This is a genomic window from Hungatella effluvii (genome assembly GCF_003201875.1).
GTDB lineage: Bacteria > Bacillota > Clostridia > Lachnospirales > Lachnospiraceae > Hungatella > Hungatella effluvii.
In genome coordinates, this window is the sequence record NZ_QJKD01000013.1 from 186,644 (window position 1) to 204,293 (window position 17,650).

At 50.6% G+C, this 17,650-nt stretch carries 13 protein-coding genes and 1 riboswitch; of the genes, 1 reads left to right on the forward strand and 12 read right to left on the reverse strand.

Annotation, left to right across the window (positions count from 1 at the left end):
- Positions 1-198 precede the first annotated feature (198 nt).
- The 4 genes from DFR60_RS22235 to DFR60_RS22250 all read right to left on the reverse strand — a co-directional run bounded on the left by DFR60_RS22235 (position 199) and on the right by DFR60_RS22250 (position 6,495).
- Positions 199-4,464: a DEAD/DEAH box helicase gene (locus tag DFR60_RS22235; RefSeq protein WP_110324846.1), complete on the reverse strand. Its 4,266-nt coding sequence runs from the start codon at positions 4,462-4,464 to the stop codon at positions 199-201.
- 88 nt (positions 4,465-4,552) lie between these two features.
- Positions 4,553-4,834 carry a zinc ribbon domain-containing protein gene (locus DFR60_RS22240; protein WP_110324847.1) on the reverse strand — a complete coding sequence of 94 codons (282 nt, stop codon included), beginning with the start codon at positions 4,832-4,834 and terminating at the stop codon, positions 4,553-4,555.
- Between the two features lie 117 nt (positions 4,835-4,951).
- The gene (locus DFR60_RS22245; protein WP_243005146.1) at positions 4,952-5,638 is read right to left on the reverse strand and encodes a DUF2461 domain-containing protein; all 687 of its coding nucleotides are present in this window, start codon (positions 5,636-5,638) and stop codon (positions 4,952-4,954) included.
- Between the two features lie 8 nt (positions 5,639-5,646).
- Positions 5,647-6,495: an RNA polymerase sigma factor gene (locus DFR60_RS22250; RefSeq protein WP_110324875.1), complete on the reverse strand. Its 849-nt coding sequence runs from the start codon at positions 6,493-6,495 to the stop codon at positions 5,647-5,649.
- A 166-nt stretch (positions 6,496-6,661) separates the two neighbouring features.
- Positions 6,662-6,782, forward strand: a riboswitch (FMN riboswitch).
- Positions 6,783-6,969: 187 nt separating this feature from the next.
- Between DFR60_RS22250 and DFR60_RS22255 the strand changes: the two genes are divergently transcribed.
- Positions 6,970-7,602 carry an ECF transporter S component gene (locus DFR60_RS22255; RefSeq protein ID WP_002600362.1) on the forward strand — a complete coding sequence of 211 codons (633 nt, stop codon included), beginning with the start codon at positions 6,970-6,972 and terminating at the stop codon, positions 7,600-7,602.
- A gap of 94 nt (positions 7,603-7,696) precedes the next feature.
- Here the strand turns inward: DFR60_RS22255 and DFR60_RS22260 are convergent, their stop codons facing one another.
- The 8 genes from DFR60_RS22260 to DFR60_RS22295 all read right to left on the reverse strand — a co-directional run bounded on the left by DFR60_RS22260 (position 7,697) and on the right by DFR60_RS22295 (position 17,573).
- On the reverse strand, positions 7,697-9,097 hold the full coding sequence (locus DFR60_RS22260) for an immunoglobulin-like domain-containing protein (RefSeq protein ID WP_110324849.1): 1,401 nt from the start codon (positions 9,095-9,097) through the stop codon (positions 7,697-7,699).
- A 97-nt stretch (positions 9,098-9,194) separates the two neighbouring features.
- Positions 9,195-10,166 (reverse strand): DUF4846 domain-containing protein, encoded by a 972-nt coding sequence (locus tag DFR60_RS22265; RefSeq protein ID WP_110324850.1) that lies wholly within the window; start codon positions 10,164-10,166, stop codon positions 9,195-9,197.
- A 119-nt stretch (positions 10,167-10,285) separates the two neighbouring features.
- Positions 10,286-11,194: an aldose 1-epimerase gene (locus DFR60_RS22270; protein WP_110324851.1), complete on the reverse strand. Its 909-nt coding sequence runs from the start codon at positions 11,192-11,194 to the stop codon at positions 10,286-10,288.
- Positions 11,195-11,681: 487 nt separating this feature from the next.
- The gene (locus DFR60_RS22275) at positions 11,682-13,160 is read right to left on the reverse strand and encodes an L-fucose/L-arabinose isomerase family protein (RefSeq protein ID WP_110324852.1); all 1,479 of its coding nucleotides are present in this window, start codon (positions 13,158-13,160) and stop codon (positions 11,682-11,684) included.
- 47 nt (positions 13,161-13,207) lie between these two features.
- On the reverse strand, positions 13,208-13,843 hold the full coding sequence (locus tag DFR60_RS22280) for a DUF4867 family protein (protein ID WP_110324853.1): 636 nt from the start codon (positions 13,841-13,843) through the stop codon (positions 13,208-13,210).
- 21 nt (positions 13,844-13,864) lie between these two features.
- On the reverse strand, positions 13,865-15,388 hold the full coding sequence (xylB, locus tag DFR60_RS22285; protein WP_110324854.1) for a xylulokinase: 1,524 nt from the start codon (positions 15,386-15,388) through the stop codon (positions 13,865-13,867).
- A gap of 87 nt (positions 15,389-15,475) precedes the next feature.
- Entirely contained in the window at positions 15,476-16,384 is a 909-nt protein-coding gene (locus tag DFR60_RS22290) for an AraC family transcriptional regulator (RefSeq protein WP_243005147.1), read from the reverse strand.
- 25 nt (positions 16,385-16,409) lie between these two features.
- Positions 16,410-17,573: an Rpn family recombination-promoting nuclease/putative transposase gene (locus DFR60_RS22295; RefSeq protein ID WP_243005148.1), complete on the reverse strand. Its 1,164-nt coding sequence runs from the start codon at positions 17,571-17,573 to the stop codon at positions 16,410-16,412.
- Positions 17,574-17,650: the final 77 nt, after the last annotated feature.

The following is a 17,650-nucleotide window of genomic DNA, read 5'->3' on the forward strand; positions in this document are numbered from 1 at the left end:
CCCTCCTTTTTTGTGCTCTCACCAGGAATCTCTCATCCGAGAGCGTGTCTGATAATTGATTTACACCACGCGCCAGGACTCCCTCGTCTTCCTGTCTGAATTATAAACCGCTGCAGCATTTACAGCAAGAACGCACAAATAAGTGGGATAGTAACCGATTTGTTTCTTAGTATCCAACAGATACTATTGTAGTCTTCGTTACCGATAGAGTACATAGTCCTGCATCTCGCGGATGAAACCGGCCTTTTTTAATAATTCGCCGGCATTTTCCGGATATTCCTTCAAAATCAGGCGCTTCTGCTCAGGAAATAAAAGCTTTCTCTGAAAACAGCGGACGAACTCAGAAAGTACAGCCTCCATCCCTTCTTCCTCAAAGAACTTAAGAACCTTTCCCTGGCGCTCCATCACTGCGGCCGTCCTTCCCTGCCGGAAAGCGACGGCTGTCCCCGGCAAATTCATAAAGCTTCTGTCCTCCGGCTGTTCCAGAGCCTTTCCCCATATCTGCGCCGGATCCGCTGCATTCAGCCAGACCACCTCATCATTCGGCTGCTTTAAAGCCGCTGTCACGCTTTCATAATCCTCTTTCCGGATAAACTGCGCCCCCGACATACCGGATACATAGTATCCGCGTCTGACTTTCCCCGTGTACTCCCAGATCCGAAGCACATCCAGGGCCTTTCTCCAGGTCATTGCCTCCTGCTCCGCCTTAGCTTCGTCCGTACCGCCGGCTGACAGCACATAGGCTGAATCCATGCAGGGATCGCATGCTTTGCGGTAGGTCTCTTTACAGAGGACCACCGTTTCTTTTAAAAACAGGTCCAGCCACTCTTCCATGGTCCTTTTCTTAACCGGACGCACAATATCCCAGCGGCCGGCAGACAGAGCCATCACCCGTGCGTTCACCCGCTGTCTCGCCGTTGCCTTCTTCACCTTTTCCCGATTCTGCCACTGTCTCACCGGCACAAAGCTGTCCGCACAGACAAGGCCTTTTTCTGCCAGCTTAAGAAGCACTTCCTGGGCGCTGTCCTGCTTCGGTACCTCCGTAAGGAACTTGAGGAAGCTGGCTCCCCGGCGCATCAGCTCCTGATACATCAGCTTCTCATCCCCCTCCAGTTCCTCCGAAAGCCCTGAAATCGGCGCCTCCCAATCGATATCTTCATATTGGTAGAAAGCCAGTGTCCCATCAGGCTTCATCTGCCAGAAATAGTCGCCCTGTGCCAAAAGCTTGTCGAGCATAGCCTCGGTATAATTTTTTACACGCCGTGCAAAAAAGACGGATTCCCAGAATTTGACCGGATACTTCCTTCCGCAGATCTGTTCCACCGCTCGCCTCAGTTGTTCCTCCCCCGGCGCGGCAACGAAGGCTCTTTCGGCCGCCAGCGCCGCATAATGCGTGGGCGGCTGAGTCACAGCCTCCAGACGCATACCTTTGATTGAAGCGCGCCTGGCCCTGTCGTAGAGTTTCGCATGGTAAAAGATCCCGTCGTCCTCCACCACGAGTGATTCTGCCGTCAGCTTTTCCAGTATGCATTCCGCCATACCTTCCGGGAAAAAGTACCGTTCACTCACCGCTTCCGTATTCTGCCCGCCGCGGTAATAGAGCATCCGCCGCACAATATGCATGGCCGCTTCTTCGTTCCCCTCCAGAAGAGCCAGCTCATACTCTTCCCGGTGTTCTGCTGCAATCCATATCCCAGGCTCCATGTAGGAAACTAATTCTCTCTCCGCCAGATTCTTCAGCCACTCCACCGGCACAGGCAGTTCTCCGGCAATTAAATCGCCTTCCATCATCAAAAGGGAATGAAGCTGGTCCTCATCCTCCGGAAGCTTCTTCCGTGCTTGAATCCTGGCCAGCTCCTCCGCCTGCGGCTTTATCATATCTGTCTGCTTCAATTCCTCATAGACAGCCTCACGTATTCCCTGCGTAACCGGCGAATACTCATACATCTCCGCCGCTTCCGCCTGCCACTGGAATGGAAGAGACATGGGCGACGGCACATCCACACAGACTTCCCGTACTGTAATGAGCCCAGCCCTGATATCGCTCAGGATCTTTATTACGCCGTCAATATCCCACTGGTCCTCAAGGCATTCCCGCTTCGTCTCCCGGATCAGGGGATGACCCGGCTCATTAATCAGGGAGGAAAGCATCTCCGTGCTCTTCAGCCGCTGCATCCAGAGCGGCTGGCGGCCATTCCGCTTCATTCCCATCATGAGCGCGCGGGCCGCATTATAGCGAAAGGTCATATTGAACAGAGGCGTCAGGGGAAGCGCCGCCTCCAGAACACTCCTGGCCTGTCCCTCGTCGATCTTGAACAGCAGCCCTTCCGGAAGAACGTCCTCCCCATAAGGATACAAAAGAAAGCCATCCTCCTCATCCACGCAGCCGATATCAATTCCGCATAACTGTCTGGCCGTATGCTGCAATAGAAGAGACAGCGGTGCATTGACCCGTCTCCCAAACAGCGCGTGCACCATGACCTGATTGCTTCCCGTATGATCTCTGAACCGTTCCACAACGATCGTCCTGTCGTCTGGAAGTCCTCCGGTTACCACAATCTGGCGCCTCAAAAAAGAGGCCGCGTTGCAGGCCGCCGCGCCGTCGAGGCCAAGGCGGGTAAGTGTATCTGTAAGTACGTCAGAGCAGCTCGCCAGCCGGCCAGCTTCATCTGGATGCCGTGCTTCCGCCGGCTTATCATATTCGGTCAGTTGTTCTCCCCCGGCCTCCGCCGCCTTTCCCAGCTCCCGGAACAGCCTTCCGAACGCCAGACTGGTGCGAAGCGTCCTGCCTCTCGTCTCCCCCTTCCAGAACGGCAGCCTGGCTCCCTCCGCCGGAACCTGCGTCACTACCACAGTATCCCGGTCCTGGCTGACGATCTTCCATGCAAAAGATCCAAGCACAAACTTGTCTCCAATCTGGGATTCATACACGAACTCCTCATCCAGTTCTCCCAGCTTCACTCCATCTTCCGTCTTCGCCGCGTAGAGCCCCTTATCCGGGATGGTTCCTCCTGCCGCGACAGCCAGCATACGGCTGTAGGCGTCTCCGGTCACCCGTTCATGAATCCGGTCGTAGAGCACCCGCGGACGCACTGGAATCTCTCTTCCATGTTCGTAATCACCAGCCAGCATCCGGAGCACGCCTTTTACGTCCTCTCTCGTCACATCGCGGAAGGAATAGGCCCTGCACAGAACATCCATCACATCATCCACGCTGTATCCGTCTCCTGCCGCCATGGACACCAGGTGCTGGGCAAGCACATCGAGACAGAGCCTCGGCGGCTTCGTATGCTCGACTCCACCCAGTCTGGCGATCTCGGCGGTCATGCCGCAGTAGACGCTCTCCGGTGCCGTCCTGGGATACATGTACATCACGCTGACCGATCCCGGGTTATGGCCCGCCCGCCCCAGCCGCTGCATCGTACTGGAAACCGTGCGCGGACAGCCGATCTGCAGGACCTGATCTATCTCGCCCACATCGATTCCCAGTTCCATGGAGGAGGTGGCGCACAGCAGCCGGAGCCGGCCCGCTCTCAAGTCCTGCTCCACCTCCGCCCGCTGTTCCTTCGAGAGACTTCCGTGATGAACTCTGGCAAACCCGTCGCCGCCCAGCAGATTGACGTAATAAGCCAGCTTTTCCGCATACCGGCGCCCTTCCGAAAATGCAATCACGCTTCTGCAGTCCAGACACTTCTGATAGACTGCCATCCCCAGTTCTTCCCAGACCGGATCCTTTCTTCTCCCGTTGGCCGGAGTCGTTCCCACCACCTCAATTAAGACCTTCTTCTCCATGGCCGGAGCGCAGATGACTACCGGATCGGGGGATAAATACTCCGCAGACAGCTCCAGCGGCTCTATCGTGGCTGACAGGCCTATGCGTTGGAGATTACGGCCGCAGAGCCGGTCCAGCCTCGCGATGGAAAGCATCAGATGAGCCCCCCGCTTCGTATCGATCAGAGCGTGAAGCTCATCAATGATCACCGCCTCAGCCGTTTTCACGATCCCCTGGCCCGACCGTGAGGTCAGCATCAGGTAGAGCGATTCCGGCGTGATAATCAGAATATGGGGCGGATGCTTCACCATTCTCTGGCGGTCCTTCTGGGGCGTGTCCCCGGTGCGGATCGCCACGGTGATCTCCTGCTGCCCTGCTTCCCTTCCGATTCCATCAAGCGGCCGTCTCAAGTTTTCCCGTATATCACCTGCCAGTGATTTTAACGGCGAAACGTAGATCAGATAGAGCTTTTCCTCCAGCCTTCCCTCCCTGGCCAGCATACTTAACCTGTCAATAAAAACAAGAAAAGCAGACAGTGTCTTGCCGGTACCCGTAGGAGCGCTGACCAGCACCGGCTTCCCGGCTGCAATCGCCGGCCACGCCTCCTCCTGTACCTTTGTCGCTTTCCCGAATGTCTCCGCAAACCAGCCGGCTGTGGGCTCTGAAAAAATATTAAGAATGTCGTCCGCCATCATAACCTCCATGCAAAACCACCGTCAGACCGGCCGGTTCCTGTTTTATATCATTCCATGCAAATGATTTTTCTAATCATACCATACTTTACTCTGGATTAACAGGCGCCTTTTTCCATCGTTTTAACTCCGGGAAAAACTGTTTCATCATATTCCGCGCTTCTTCCTCACTCATACCGCTGTTCGCTCCCGCCATCATGGGGACACAGCCTTCAATCATCTCTTCCATGGTACAGTCCATCGCGAACGACCCATCATGAAAGCAGTATTTACAGTAATCTTCATTCCTGCTTCCGTCTCCGTTCGTTCCATACAATTCTTCCGTTTCTCCCATCGGCATACCACAGCTCTGACAATACTTTTCATCCATTTTTTCTTCCTCACAGTTCTTTTATCTCAGACTCCTTTGTCTGGATCTTAATCTTATCACGGCAAACATGTCAACTGTGTGTCATGATTATCCGGGATTTCCGGTCAAAAAGATAATCTATTTCCGAACCGGGTACTGGAAATCCCTGACCGCTTCATTAAAATAATCATTGAATGGCCGCATCAGCAGAAACAGCTCCGACGCCCTTTCACAAAAATCCTCCAGATCACAAAGTTCCTCTGTCTCCAGGCAGCATTCAATGTCCCAGCTTTTATACTTTAAGTATTCACTTTGGGGAAAATCAGCATCATATCCACGCGGAACATTTTTTAAGCGCTCCCCGGTCATCGTAAAATGGTTTTGAAAATCCGGAGCGGATACAATGGTCTCCAATTCCTCTCCATGGCCGCAGATATAATCACGTATCATTGTCACAGCGTCCTTAAACGGGGCCGCATGCACGCCGCCTCCCAAAAATACATTTCCCGGCGCCAGATTCAGATAGTAGCCGCCCGGAATCGGTGCGCGGCCGGCAGGCGATATATGGGCGCGAAAAGCTGCATGATAAGGGGATTTGTCGCGGCTGAATCTCGTATCCCGATTCAGACGGTATATAAGATTTTTTGGAGGCAGTCCAATCACCGACGGATCTTTTTCCGCCAGGCGTTCCATCACCATCTGAAGCAGCTCTTCAAACTCTGCCGCCGCCTGTTCCTTAAATGCCTTGTGGTCTGCCATCCATTTTAAGTCATTGTTCCGCTCAAGTTCTTTTAAAAAGTCCATGATACAGTTTTCTCTCATCATACCGCCTCCTATGCGTTGGAAATCATAGAATAGCAGTCCGATTTCAGAAATTCATTCAGATACTGCCGCGCTGCCCTTGTCGTCCGGTAGGCTGGCAGGGAAGAAAAGACCAGAGACCGGTCATCGATCTCTTCCATCGCCGTCTTGCACTCCTGAAGGAACTCTGTATTTTCCTCCAGGCTGGTATACTCCGGCTTCTCCGGATTCACCCTGTGAGTCACGATCGCATAGGAAATCCGTTTACTGCAGGAACAGACCCCTTTACCGCTTAAGCCGCAGTATTCCTCCAGAAAACCAGCCATCTTTTTCTTAATTCTGGACAGTCTCTGCCTGTAGGCCTCCGGAGAAATCTCCAGTATCTCGGCCGCCAGACGGCTGTCCACGCGAAACATGGTACCGAGAATGTAAATACAGCGGCTGTCCGTATCCAGGCACTGAAGCATCACGTTCGTACAGGAAAGCTTTAATTCCTGCTCCAGCAGGTTCCGGTCCACCCCCATCGTTAAGTCCGGTATATCCTTTTCTTTTCCACTCACAATATCTTCGCCGTAGTATTCGAAACTCAGCGGATGCTGCGCAAACATACTCTTTTTATAGTTTTTCAAATGATTGACCGCAATGCGGAATACCCAGGTGGTAAAAGCGCTCTCCCCACGGAAAGAGGCCAGATTGGTCATCACCCGGATCAGTATTTCCTGCGACGCATCCTCCGCGTCATGAATGGTCCCCAACATACGCAGGGAGAGATTAAAAACCAGATCCTGTACCCCGGTGAGGAGCTGCTCCAGAGCCCCTTTGTCCCCCTCTGCTGCCAGTCTTACCAGCTTTTGTGTTTCCATTTGTTCCTTTTCGTTCATGTCTTTTTCCTCTCTTTCGCTTTTTGCATATAACGTTTCCTGCATATCTGATTCCTGCATCTAATTAGACAACTCAACATCTGATTTGTGACATAAAACATCAAATAAGGCAGAAAGTTCTTGAAAGCGCCGTATTTCTGTGATATTATACAGTTACAAATAAATATAAGTTCTTCGGGGCGGGGTGTGATTCCCCACCGGCGGTATAGTCCGCGACCCACTGTAACAGTGGTTGATCTGGTGTAATTCCGGAACCGACAGTATAGTCTGGATGAGAGAAGAAATTGTGTGACAGGCAGCAGTGCCTGACACGGTTTGATATGAATTATGACGCCCTGGATCAATTATCCAGGGTTTTTTTGAGTCCCGCAATACGGGCGCTCTGTTCTATCAACCGATCATCAGAACTGCAGAAAGCCGCATGATTCCTCTTAGAGATGAACTTACAAAACCAAATTTTAGGAGGATGCAACAATGAAAGAAAACAAACTGCTGTCAACAAAAAATGTGGTATTAATGGGCATGTTCGGCGCGCTCGCCGGTGTCCTGATGATCTTCGAGATACCGCTGCCATTTATCGCACCCAGCTTCTACGGTCTCGATTTAAGCGAGGTGCCGATTCTGGTAGGTACGTTTGCGCTGGGGCCGATTGCCGGCGTCGTGATGGAGATTGTCAAGATTCTGGTTAAATTAGTTTTAAAGCCAACCAGCACCGGATTTGTAGGCGAATTTGCTAATCTGATGATCGGGTGTTCCCTGATTCTCCCGGCAGGCATTATCTACCGCTTCCATAAGACAAAGAAGAGCGCGGTACTTGGCATGGCCGCAGGCGCTGTCATGATGGCTGTAGTCGGCGTTGTCATAAACGTGTATATCCTGATCCCGTTTTATTCGAATTTGATGCCGCTGGATACGATTATTCAGGCAGGCGCCGCCATTAATCCGGCAATCAGCAATGTATGGACCTTTGCCCTCATCTGTGTCGGACCGTTTAATATTATCAAGGGAATTACCGTGTCCCTGATTACATCACTCGTATATAAGAGAATCAGCGTCATTATCCACAGTGCCGGAAGATCTGAGAGCCGATCACAGGCACGTACGTAATTTCATCAGGAAAAGGAATCCTATTCTAAAAGATTTTTTTTAAAAGCGCAGCATCTGTGATCGGATGCTGCGCTTTCTTCACTCTGATAGCTCCTTATTCTCTGGGACCCACTATAAAATCCGCATACAGTTCTCTTCTGCTGCCGCCGACCGGCCGCACGCCCTTGATGATCCGATATCTGCCGGACTCCAGTTCTCCATACAGGCGTTCCAGATCCACTGTAAGCGCCTTATAGGAGCCGGAACTCACCTGATAGGTAATGCTGTTCCAGATCACGTCAGGATTCACCGGCACTTCCGTCATCTCCATGCCGTCAATTCTCATGAGTCTCATCTCGTCTCCAAACAGGACCGGCGATCTGGACTGGTTATTTATCTCCAGAACCAGCTTCTTTTCAAAGGCCTCCTCCTCCGATCGTTTCAAATCCAGAAACAAATCAGCTTCCGGTTTAAACGGTCGGTCCGCCTCCACAGCCGCAGGGTCTTCTCCGACAAAGGAGGCATCCGTGGAAATAAGAAAGCCGTACTCCGCCCGGCTTCCGTCATCCCAGACGAGTTCCAGCTTAAACCCTCGCAGTATGCCGCCTGTCATATACGCAGACATGTCCGAGCTCAGCATCGCGTTCAAATTGGGAGTGAGACAGAACCTCATCTCGTGGTTGTCATACTCCAGTTCCGTTGTTATGATTGTCTTTTCATCGTAACGAGGGCTCCCGTCTTCTTTCAGGATATAATCGGAAAGAATCACCTCGTCCGGCTGCTTATCCCCGGTCAGTTCTATTGTAATCCACCGCCCCAGCGGCAGATACGGAATCTCCCGTTCCTCTTTTGCAAGCACGGTAAATGGCTCCGGTCCGCAGGCCGCCGTACTGACCGTATCGCCGTCCTCTCCCGGCTCGTTCCACAGAATCACTCCGGAGGCGCTGGGAATCTCCTTACTCTTCCTCTCATGAGTCACTCTGATCTGCGGAAGCGGATCCCCCTTCACCACCTTGAAAAAATATTGGTAATGGGAGTAATTCTTCTCATCTCCCTGTGAAAATTCCAGCTGCACGTAATAGTCTTTTCCATTCACCGGGATGAGTATATCGGATGGGTTCATCACCTTTCCACTGTCCACCGTGTCAAATCCCATACTGTAGATGATGTAATCGATGGGATTGTGCCCATTCCCCTTAACCTTTATCTTAAAGTCATCCGCATAGAAAATCTCCGGCATATGGTACTCTCCATCCGTCTCCTTCACGATCTTCTCCGGAGTAAGCCAGAGGCCGCAGGACGCTGTCTCCTGCTCATTTCCATCTTTATCTGTCTCTGTTGTCAAATTATTCGTCCAGTTCTCCAAAGGCACATAACTGATACCGTTGGATACCACCGTCACTTCCCGTTCTTCCACCGGCTGTTCCGTGGGCCTTTCGGCGGTTTCCTTCGTACATCCGGCCAAAGTGGCGGCCAGAACCAGCATTGTAAAAATCATTCGGAAATATCCTGCCATCCGTATTCCCCCTGCCTGCCGCAATCTGATTTCCCCATTCTCTCTTTATCATACCATAAGAAAAAAGGAATTTCTTTGCGATAACCTGACGATTTCTTTAATATCCAAATCCATACCAGCGCTTCAGACTCCCCTCGTCAAATACGTATTCCGGCGTCACAAAAGGATAGTTCAGTTCCGCAGCATAGTACCACGGATCGTCCTCGTGAAGAGGATTTTTTATAATCTGAAATTCCTGGGCCGGCATATAGCCCTGAGCCAGCAGAAAACAGCGGCTGCCGTCTCTGTTCTGTGCCACATCAGCCACCATGACGCAGTGTCCCGGGCTCCCGCCCTTTATAAACATGTCTCCCGCCTGAATATCGCTCACATTTACAGGAACCGCCTCCTCGTTTAAGGAGAGTGTACCAGCGTAGATCATCACTGTTCTTAAGTATTTTAAAAACGTCTCATAAGAATCGTCGGAACCGGATTTTGAAACCCAGGAAGTCTTATTTCCATCTGCCACCAGTCTCTTTCCTGATTTCCAGGCCGGATAATCCATTAAAAATCCATTGGTTAAATGAAACGCAATTTTATCGTAGTCCCCCATCTTCCAGAAATACTCCGAGTAGATGCGGATAATACTGTCGGCGCACTGCTGCAGATCGCCTTCAAACACCGGCATGGAAAATACCGCCGCATGGGCGCTCTGATTTTGTTTCTCACTTCCGTCGTAAAGAAGGACAGGGCTCTGATCCGGTTTCATCGTATATCGCCTTAAATATCCCTGAAAGCTTCCCATTTCCTTGGGAATTCTCGTATAGCCTTCCGGTGTAAAAAAGCGTTCCTCCAGAGTCTTTCCTTCCGGATTAATCAGAGAATCCCGCTTTCCCGATGACTTCTCCGGCTCCGTCACCTCATCATCACCGATCAGATAGATGATCTCCTCCTCTGTCTGCGGTGCAGACGCAGCAGGAACCTGCTCACCGGCATAGGTAACGCTCTGATCCCCGGTTTTGCATCCCGCAGACAGAACTGTCAATATTAAACTGCCGCATATCACCATATATCTGATGGTTCCCCTCATACTTTTCCTTTCCATCGTGCACCATGAACTGCCCGCTCCGGCAGGGACTTTCGCTTCTTTTTCATTGTAGCATAAGTCTCCCGCTATTACTACACGGAAAATTGTCAGGGGTCATGCCGCTAATTCTCGAATACAAACCGGATCGCACCGGACTTCTTCTCCCCTGCTTTCACGGTCTGAAGCCCGGATTCACGGACGAATCCTTTTGCAAAAAGGTTAAAACAGTCGGTAGAGCAGGACTGGTTTTCGATGCAGAAGAACGGCGCCTTCGGAGTAAACACGACAATATGGCCAAATTCCTCTGTGGCTTCCAGTTTGACCTTACAGTCGTTATAGAAGATTTCCGCATGCGCTCCCGCCTGGCAGTCCGTATATACGTGATCCAGGGAAAGGCTGTCCACCAACGCGGGTGTACGTAAATCCGGTACCGTCTCTCCTGCCGGAATCAGCTTCCCGGTAGGAATCTTCTCCTCCGTCATTTCCATGACAGAAGCGGCCGGGACGGTGATCTTCACTTCCTGTTCTCTCTTATTGAAATACGGATGGACCGCAATGCCATAGGACATTTCTCCCTCTCCGCAGTTTTCCACCTCATAACTCCAGACCACCTCATCAGGCAGCGCCTTGACCGTTATACTTAATGTACTTGGGAATGGAAACATCGGGAAATCCGGCTGCGCCTCATTCCACATCAGAACACCCGTCACCAGGGCTGCCTGTCCATCTGTATCCGCCGCCTTCACCTCAAAGGGCAGATTCTTCACCAGACCGTGCATCCTGGCATCATACTGCCTTCCAAAGGTTTGAATCTTCAAATCCTCCGAACGGTTAGGCGTGGGATAAAGGACCGGTACTCCGTACGTCGCCTTTCTCTGATAGCGTTCCTCTTCCCAGGCGATCATCTGACGGCCTTCCCAGTCCATCTGATAGATATTCATACCATCCTCCGGATTCACGAATACTTCCATGGATTCATTCTGAAGAAGGTACCCTTCTTTTCCATTCCAAACGGTTTTCTCAACTTTCATCTTCTCTTCCTCCAGTCAAATCAGCTTGTTTCAGTATAGCACAAACCGTCCTTTTTTTCCACTGCACACGTCCTTTCTGGTGATTTCTTTTCTCAGGAAAGCCCCGCGGCCCTTCTGACCGTCTCTATGGCAGAAGCTTCGTCCGAATCTCATTGCACCTCTATTACGCAAAAAAACAGCCGGACAGATCACGCGGTAAACACCGCGCAATCCTCCTGCTGTCGTCATTTACTCTCTATATGCTTTTCACTTCATTACTGCCTTATTATCTGAATCCGGAAAACGCAGTACCAGTGCCGCCGGACTTAAATGCGTACTGCATAGTGCCTGATATCTGCGTCAGGTGTGCGTCCACGAAGCGACGGCGTAGTGGACCCTACGACTAGCTTCGTGGGCGTGCTCCTGGCGTAGATAGCGGGTGCTATGCAGTACGTATTTAGGTCCAGCGGCACTGGCTTCATGACACGCCTGCGCAGCCATCCCCGTCTTATGCAAATGGATTTTCAGACGGATAGAGCATACCCTTCGGCTGGTTGAATCCGATATCTTCCACGCCCAGATATTTGAATACTTCAAATAATGCCTTTCCGAAATGGCCGAATGCGACTGCACCGTGGTGCGGATAGTTCTTCTCGATCAAAATGTGACGGTAGAATCTGCCCATCTCCGGGATAGCGAAGATTCCTATGGAACCGAAGGAACGTGTCGCAACCGGAAGAACCTCGCCCTGTGCAACATAGGCGCGAAGCTGACAATCTGCCGTACTCTGTAAACGGAAGAATGTGATGTCGCCTGGAAGAATATCTCCCTCCAGAGTCCCCTGTGTTACTTCCTCAGGAAGCGCTCTTGCCATAATCATCTGATACTTCATGGAACATGCGGAAAGCTTTCTGGAACATGTATTGCCGCAATGGAATCCCATAAAGGTATCCCTGTGTGTATAGTCGTATTTGCCCTTGATGTCGCCGTCGTACATGTCATCCGGCACCGTATTGTTGATATCCAGAAGTGTTACCGCATCCTGGCTCACGCAGGTTCCGATAAACTCGCTCAGCGCGCCGTAAATATCTACTTCACAGGATACCGGGATTCCCATACCGGTCAAACGGCTGTTGACATAGCAGGGAACGAAACCAAACTGTGTCTGGAATGCCGGCCAGCATTTGCCTGCAATGGCAACGTATTTGCGGTATCCTCTGTGCTCTTCGATCCAGTCAAGAAGCGTAAGCTCATACTGTGCCAGTTTCGGTAAAATCTCCGGCTTTAAGTTGCCCTCACCCAGTTCTTTCTCCATATCTTTCATCACATCGGCGATTCTCGGATCGTCCGCATGCTTGTTGAACGCTTCAAATAAATCCAGCTCGGAGTTCTCTTCAATCTCCACGCCCAGATTATAAAGCTGCTTAATCGGCGCATTACAGGCCAGGAAATTTAACGGACGCGGTCCAAAGCTTATAATCTTTAAGCTGGATAATCCAACCAGTGTTCTGGCGATCGGAAGGAATTCCTCGATCATGTCCGCACATTCTGAAGCGGTTCCTACCGGATATTCCGGAATGTATGCCTTGATATTGCGCAGTCTTAAGTTATAGCTGGCGTTTAACATGCCGCAGTAAGCGTCACCGCGTCCCTGGGTTAAGTTGTCGCCGCTCTCCTCTGCCGCCGCGATAAACATGCTCGGTCCGTCGAAATGCTTTGCGAGCAGCGTCTCAGAGATCTCCGGTCCGAAGTTGCCAAGATACACAACCAGTGCATTACATCCTGCTGCCTTCACATCCTCCAGCGCCTGTACCATGTGAATCTCACTCTCTACGATGCAGACCGGACATTCATAGATGTTCTTTGCATCATATTTGGCAGCATACGCCTCCACAAGAGCCTTTCTTCTGTTGACAGATAATGATTCCGGGAAACAGTCTCTGCTGACCGCTACAATTCCTACTTTTACTTCTGGTATGTTGTTCATATGTATTTTCCTCCTGATTCTTTCTATTTATTGTTCTTCCTGCTTCTTTACTGTTCATTGCCTACTTGCAGGTTTTCACCCTTTAAGCCAATATAGGCATTGGCCGGAAGACCGCCCTCCTCGTGGCCGATCAGCCATTTGTTTCTTGCAAAGAGTAATTCGTCCTCTTTATTCTTAATCTCCAGCGGCTCCATATCCGTGTTGGTCCCCTTTGGCAGGACAACCACACACCGGAAACCTCCATCTTCTACATGGCAGGGCGCGTAGTGAAGTGTGGTGCCGTAGACTTCGATTACCGTTCCCGCCGGTACCAGGAAGGCCTCCATCAGAGATGTGTCGTACGTGTAATCTGCCCCGATATCCTGCTGTTTTCCGATGATCAGGACGAGATCCGTCACCGCAATGTTGATCTCAGAGTTTCTGTGGTATTCTACCGCGTTTAACTTCGTATTGTGACCGTTGCAGAAGCCGATCTGAATCGGAAGCTCCCCGTACACATTGTTCTGAATGACTAAAGCCTCAGGCAGCGCCTCCAGCTCCGGAACGGATGGTACGTAGATAACATCGTCCGGGAGAGGTGTATGTTCCATCTCTTTTAAGATACCGGTAACATCAAGACCGGTAATCACCTTTCCGTAGGCAGAAAACGCTTTATCTGAAATGTCTTTGATCTGCATTCCCATTTAAGTATTCCTCCTCTTCTCCTATAAAGCAGCAAGCTTCTTATAGCTGTTCTTCAAGTTCCCATAAAGCGCTTTATAGAGTTCATGGTACGCCTTATATTTACCAACCACACTCGAATCCGCTCCGGTGCTCTGTGCCTCAGAAATCAGCTCGTCGCAGGCCTCCTCCACGCTTTCGTAGATTCCGCATCCGACTCCGGCCAGAATCGCCACGCCAAGCGCCGGACCTTCCGTCTGTCTCACCGTATTCACACTGCAGTCATATAAATCTGCCAGCATCTGTCTCCACACAGGGCTCTTGCCGCCTCCGCCGCAGGCCATCATACAGTCAACATCGATGCCCATCTCCTTTAAAATGTCATTGCAGTCAGAGAGAGAGTAGGAAACACCTTCCATGACGGCACGCAGCATATGAGCCTTCGTATGAATCGCAGAGAGTCCAAAGAACACGCCGCGGCAGTCCGGATCCAGATGGGGCGTTCTCTCTCCCATCAGATAGGGAAGATAAATCAGCTTATCACTGCCAGCCGGGATATTTGCAATATCACGATTAATCAGGTCATAGACGTCCACGTCCTGTCTCACAGCCTCTTCCACATAGTCCTGGCAGAAATTATCCTTAAACCACTTTAAGGAAAGTCCGGCCGCCTGCGTCACGCCCATGACATGCCACGTTCCAGGCACAGCCGCGCAGCACGTATGTACGCGTCCCTTTGGGTCGATCGTCACCTGACTGCTGTGTGCAAACACGACCCCTGAGGTACCAATCGTCGTAAATGCCGTTCCGTCCTTTACGACTCCGGTACCGACTGCCGCAGCCGCATTGTCACCGGCGCCGCCTACCACCTTTGTCTCTGTGGAAAGTCCCGTCTTCTCCGCGATATCCGGCAGAATCGTTCCCGTAACCTCGCAGGACTCATATACTTTGCCGAGAAGGCTCTTATCAATGTTTAACTTCTCCAGTACCTCATCCGACCAGCAGCGGTTTGGCACATCGAGAAGCTGCATCCCGCTGGCATCCGATACCTCGGTCGCAAACACACCAGTCAATATGTAACGGATATAGTCCTTTGGAAGCAGAATATGTCTGCATCGTTCGTAATTCTCAGGCTCGTGATTTCTCACCCATAAGATTTTCGCCGCCGTCCAGCCTGTCAGAGGCGGATTGGCCGTAATCTCAATCCAGCGTTCCCGGGGCATGATCTCCAGCATCTCTTCCACTTCTTCCCCAGTCCTCTGGTCACACCAGATAATGGAAGGACGGATCACGTTCCCTGCTTCATCGAGCATGACAAGTCCGTGCATCTGACCGGAAATACCGATTCCCTTTACCTCGTCCTTTCCTGCGCCGGACTTTTTCACCACTTCTTCCACGGTGGCAATCACCGCGTCCCGCCAATCCTCGGGTTTCTGCTCCGCCCAGCCGTTGTGCGGCTGATACAGTGGATACTCTCTCGAAGCCGATGCAATTATATTGCCCTTTTTATCGAACAGCACGGTCTTCGTCGCCGATGTCCCCACGTCAATACCAATTAAATATTCCATTTGCTGCCTCCTTACCTGTTTCACGCAATTTGCCATAGTTTTATTATACCGTTTTCCGTCAGATTACGTGAGCAGGAACTTGACCACCTAATAGCACTTTCTTGCCCTTTTCCTGTACTCACTGGGCAGACAGCCGTATCGTTTCGCAAACGCCTTCGCAAACGCCCTGCTGTCCGAGAATCCGTGATTCACGGCAATATCCCCCAGTTCATGGGCAGTATGTACCATCTCCTTCACCGCGTACTCCACCCTCAAATCCTGCAGATAGTCGCGGTAGCTGATATTGGCATACCGCTTAAATATTCTGGATAAATACGTAGGGGAAAAACCAAAGCGGTCCGCCACCTTCTCTAAAGACAGCGCCTCGTCGTAATGATTTTTCATATACTCCGTAATCTCCGACAGCTTCTCCAAATGGATCTTCTGTCTTATAATATCCGGAGCCTGTGCCTGATCCTTGAACTCCGTCAGAAGCAGATACTTGACAAATTCAAACAGCCCGCCCATCTTCAGCTCCCAGGCATACGTTTTTCTCTCATACGTCCGGTACATCTCCATCACAAGACCCATCAGCTTCCCATTCTGCTCCCCCGATCTCCTGGAAAATGACAGATACGGCTGTTCCTGCAAGTAAACCTCAAATGTCTGCACAGGAATCTGCAGTACCAGCGTGCGGTTTGGAAGCGGGGCGTCGATCGAGTGCACTTCATTGGAATTCACTATAATAAAGTCCTTCTCACCAATCGGAAAATGGTTCTCCCCCAGATAAAAATCGATCTTCCCCTCCATAACAAGAAAAATCTCGATCGACCGATGCCAGTGACTGGCCCTCTTATACTTCCCCTCTCCGCCCTCAAAGAGAAACAGCTTAAACGGTAAATTATCATTCGGTATAATCATCTCATGGCTGGAATCCATCTCTTCTCCTCTTAACATTCTTAAGACAGTCTCTGCAACTGACTCTGATAGAAAAAACAGGCCATCCACTGTATCCATTGGCCTGCCTTTCCGGGTTACCCTGTTATCTTTGTTCCAAAAGTTTTTTTAAACGTTCAATTTCCTTCTGCTGCTCCTTTATCTCCCGTTTATGTTCCTTTATCTCCCGTTTATGTTCCTCTATCTCCTGCTGCTGTTCCTCCATCTCCCGTTTATGCTCCTCTATCTCCTGCTGCTGTTCCTCTATCTCCTGCTGCTGTTCCTCTATCTCCCGCTGCTGTTCCTCTATCTCCTGCTTCTGTTCCTCAATCATATACTGCACTGTATTTCTATCCAAAATCTCCAATGCTTTCGAATACATACCCACCAACTCCTCTGGTTTTACCTGAAATTGAGCTATCTCTTCGTAAATTTCGCGGAAATCCGGGTATCTCTCTATAATTCTCATGATATCCTCCGGCCTGTCAGAACTTAAGAAGAGCAGCCATGCCTCTATTTCCTCATTTAAATTGTAAGTGATTTCCCGGAAAACATCAAGAGCCACAAAAATATATTTCTGCAGTAAATCCAGTTCCAGCCCCGTATCAAACACCTGGCTGGAGCGGTGAATATACTGTCCGGCTATTTTGTGAAAATCCGCGCTGCTGTTCTCAATCAGGACAATGGTATACACATTCTGAAGCTTCTTATATGTAGACCCATTCTCTTTCCTGCCTTTTATCCGGCTATACTGCCTGAGTATCAGATCAGAAGAATAGCAGGCAGCCCGCTCTCCCGGAAATGCGTAGCCAATACGCTGAATTTCAATGTTCACCAATTCTCCGTTCTCAAGTTCTGCCAGGACATCCATAATCAGCAGAGAGCCTTCTGCCGTAATCCGGTTAGATTCCGGGGATAACACCCGTTTTACCGCCACCTTCTGCTTCATAATGCAGGAAAGCATCATGGATAAGCGGTCATTGTGTACATCCGGATCAAAAACCAGTTTAAAAAAGGGATCATAGCTGATTTTCAGCCCGCTGCTTCCCATGGAAAATCCGATCAGCTCCTCCTGAAATGCATTCGTCAGGAGTTGAAACTTATGCCAGATATCCGGATTGGTTTTCAGCATATCCAATACCTGTTCTCTGCTTCTTGTCATCAGCGGGAATAATGGCTTTCCGGTCTGTGCGTTCTGTTCTTCCCGTCCCTTTAATCCTCCTTGCTTTTTTTGACTTTCTAATACCTGTTGTGGTTTCACCTGTGCCATATGCACTTTCCTCCTTAGATTCCTGCCTCTGAGCTTGCGGCCGATACAGCCATGAACGGTTCTGCAAATCACGGTTC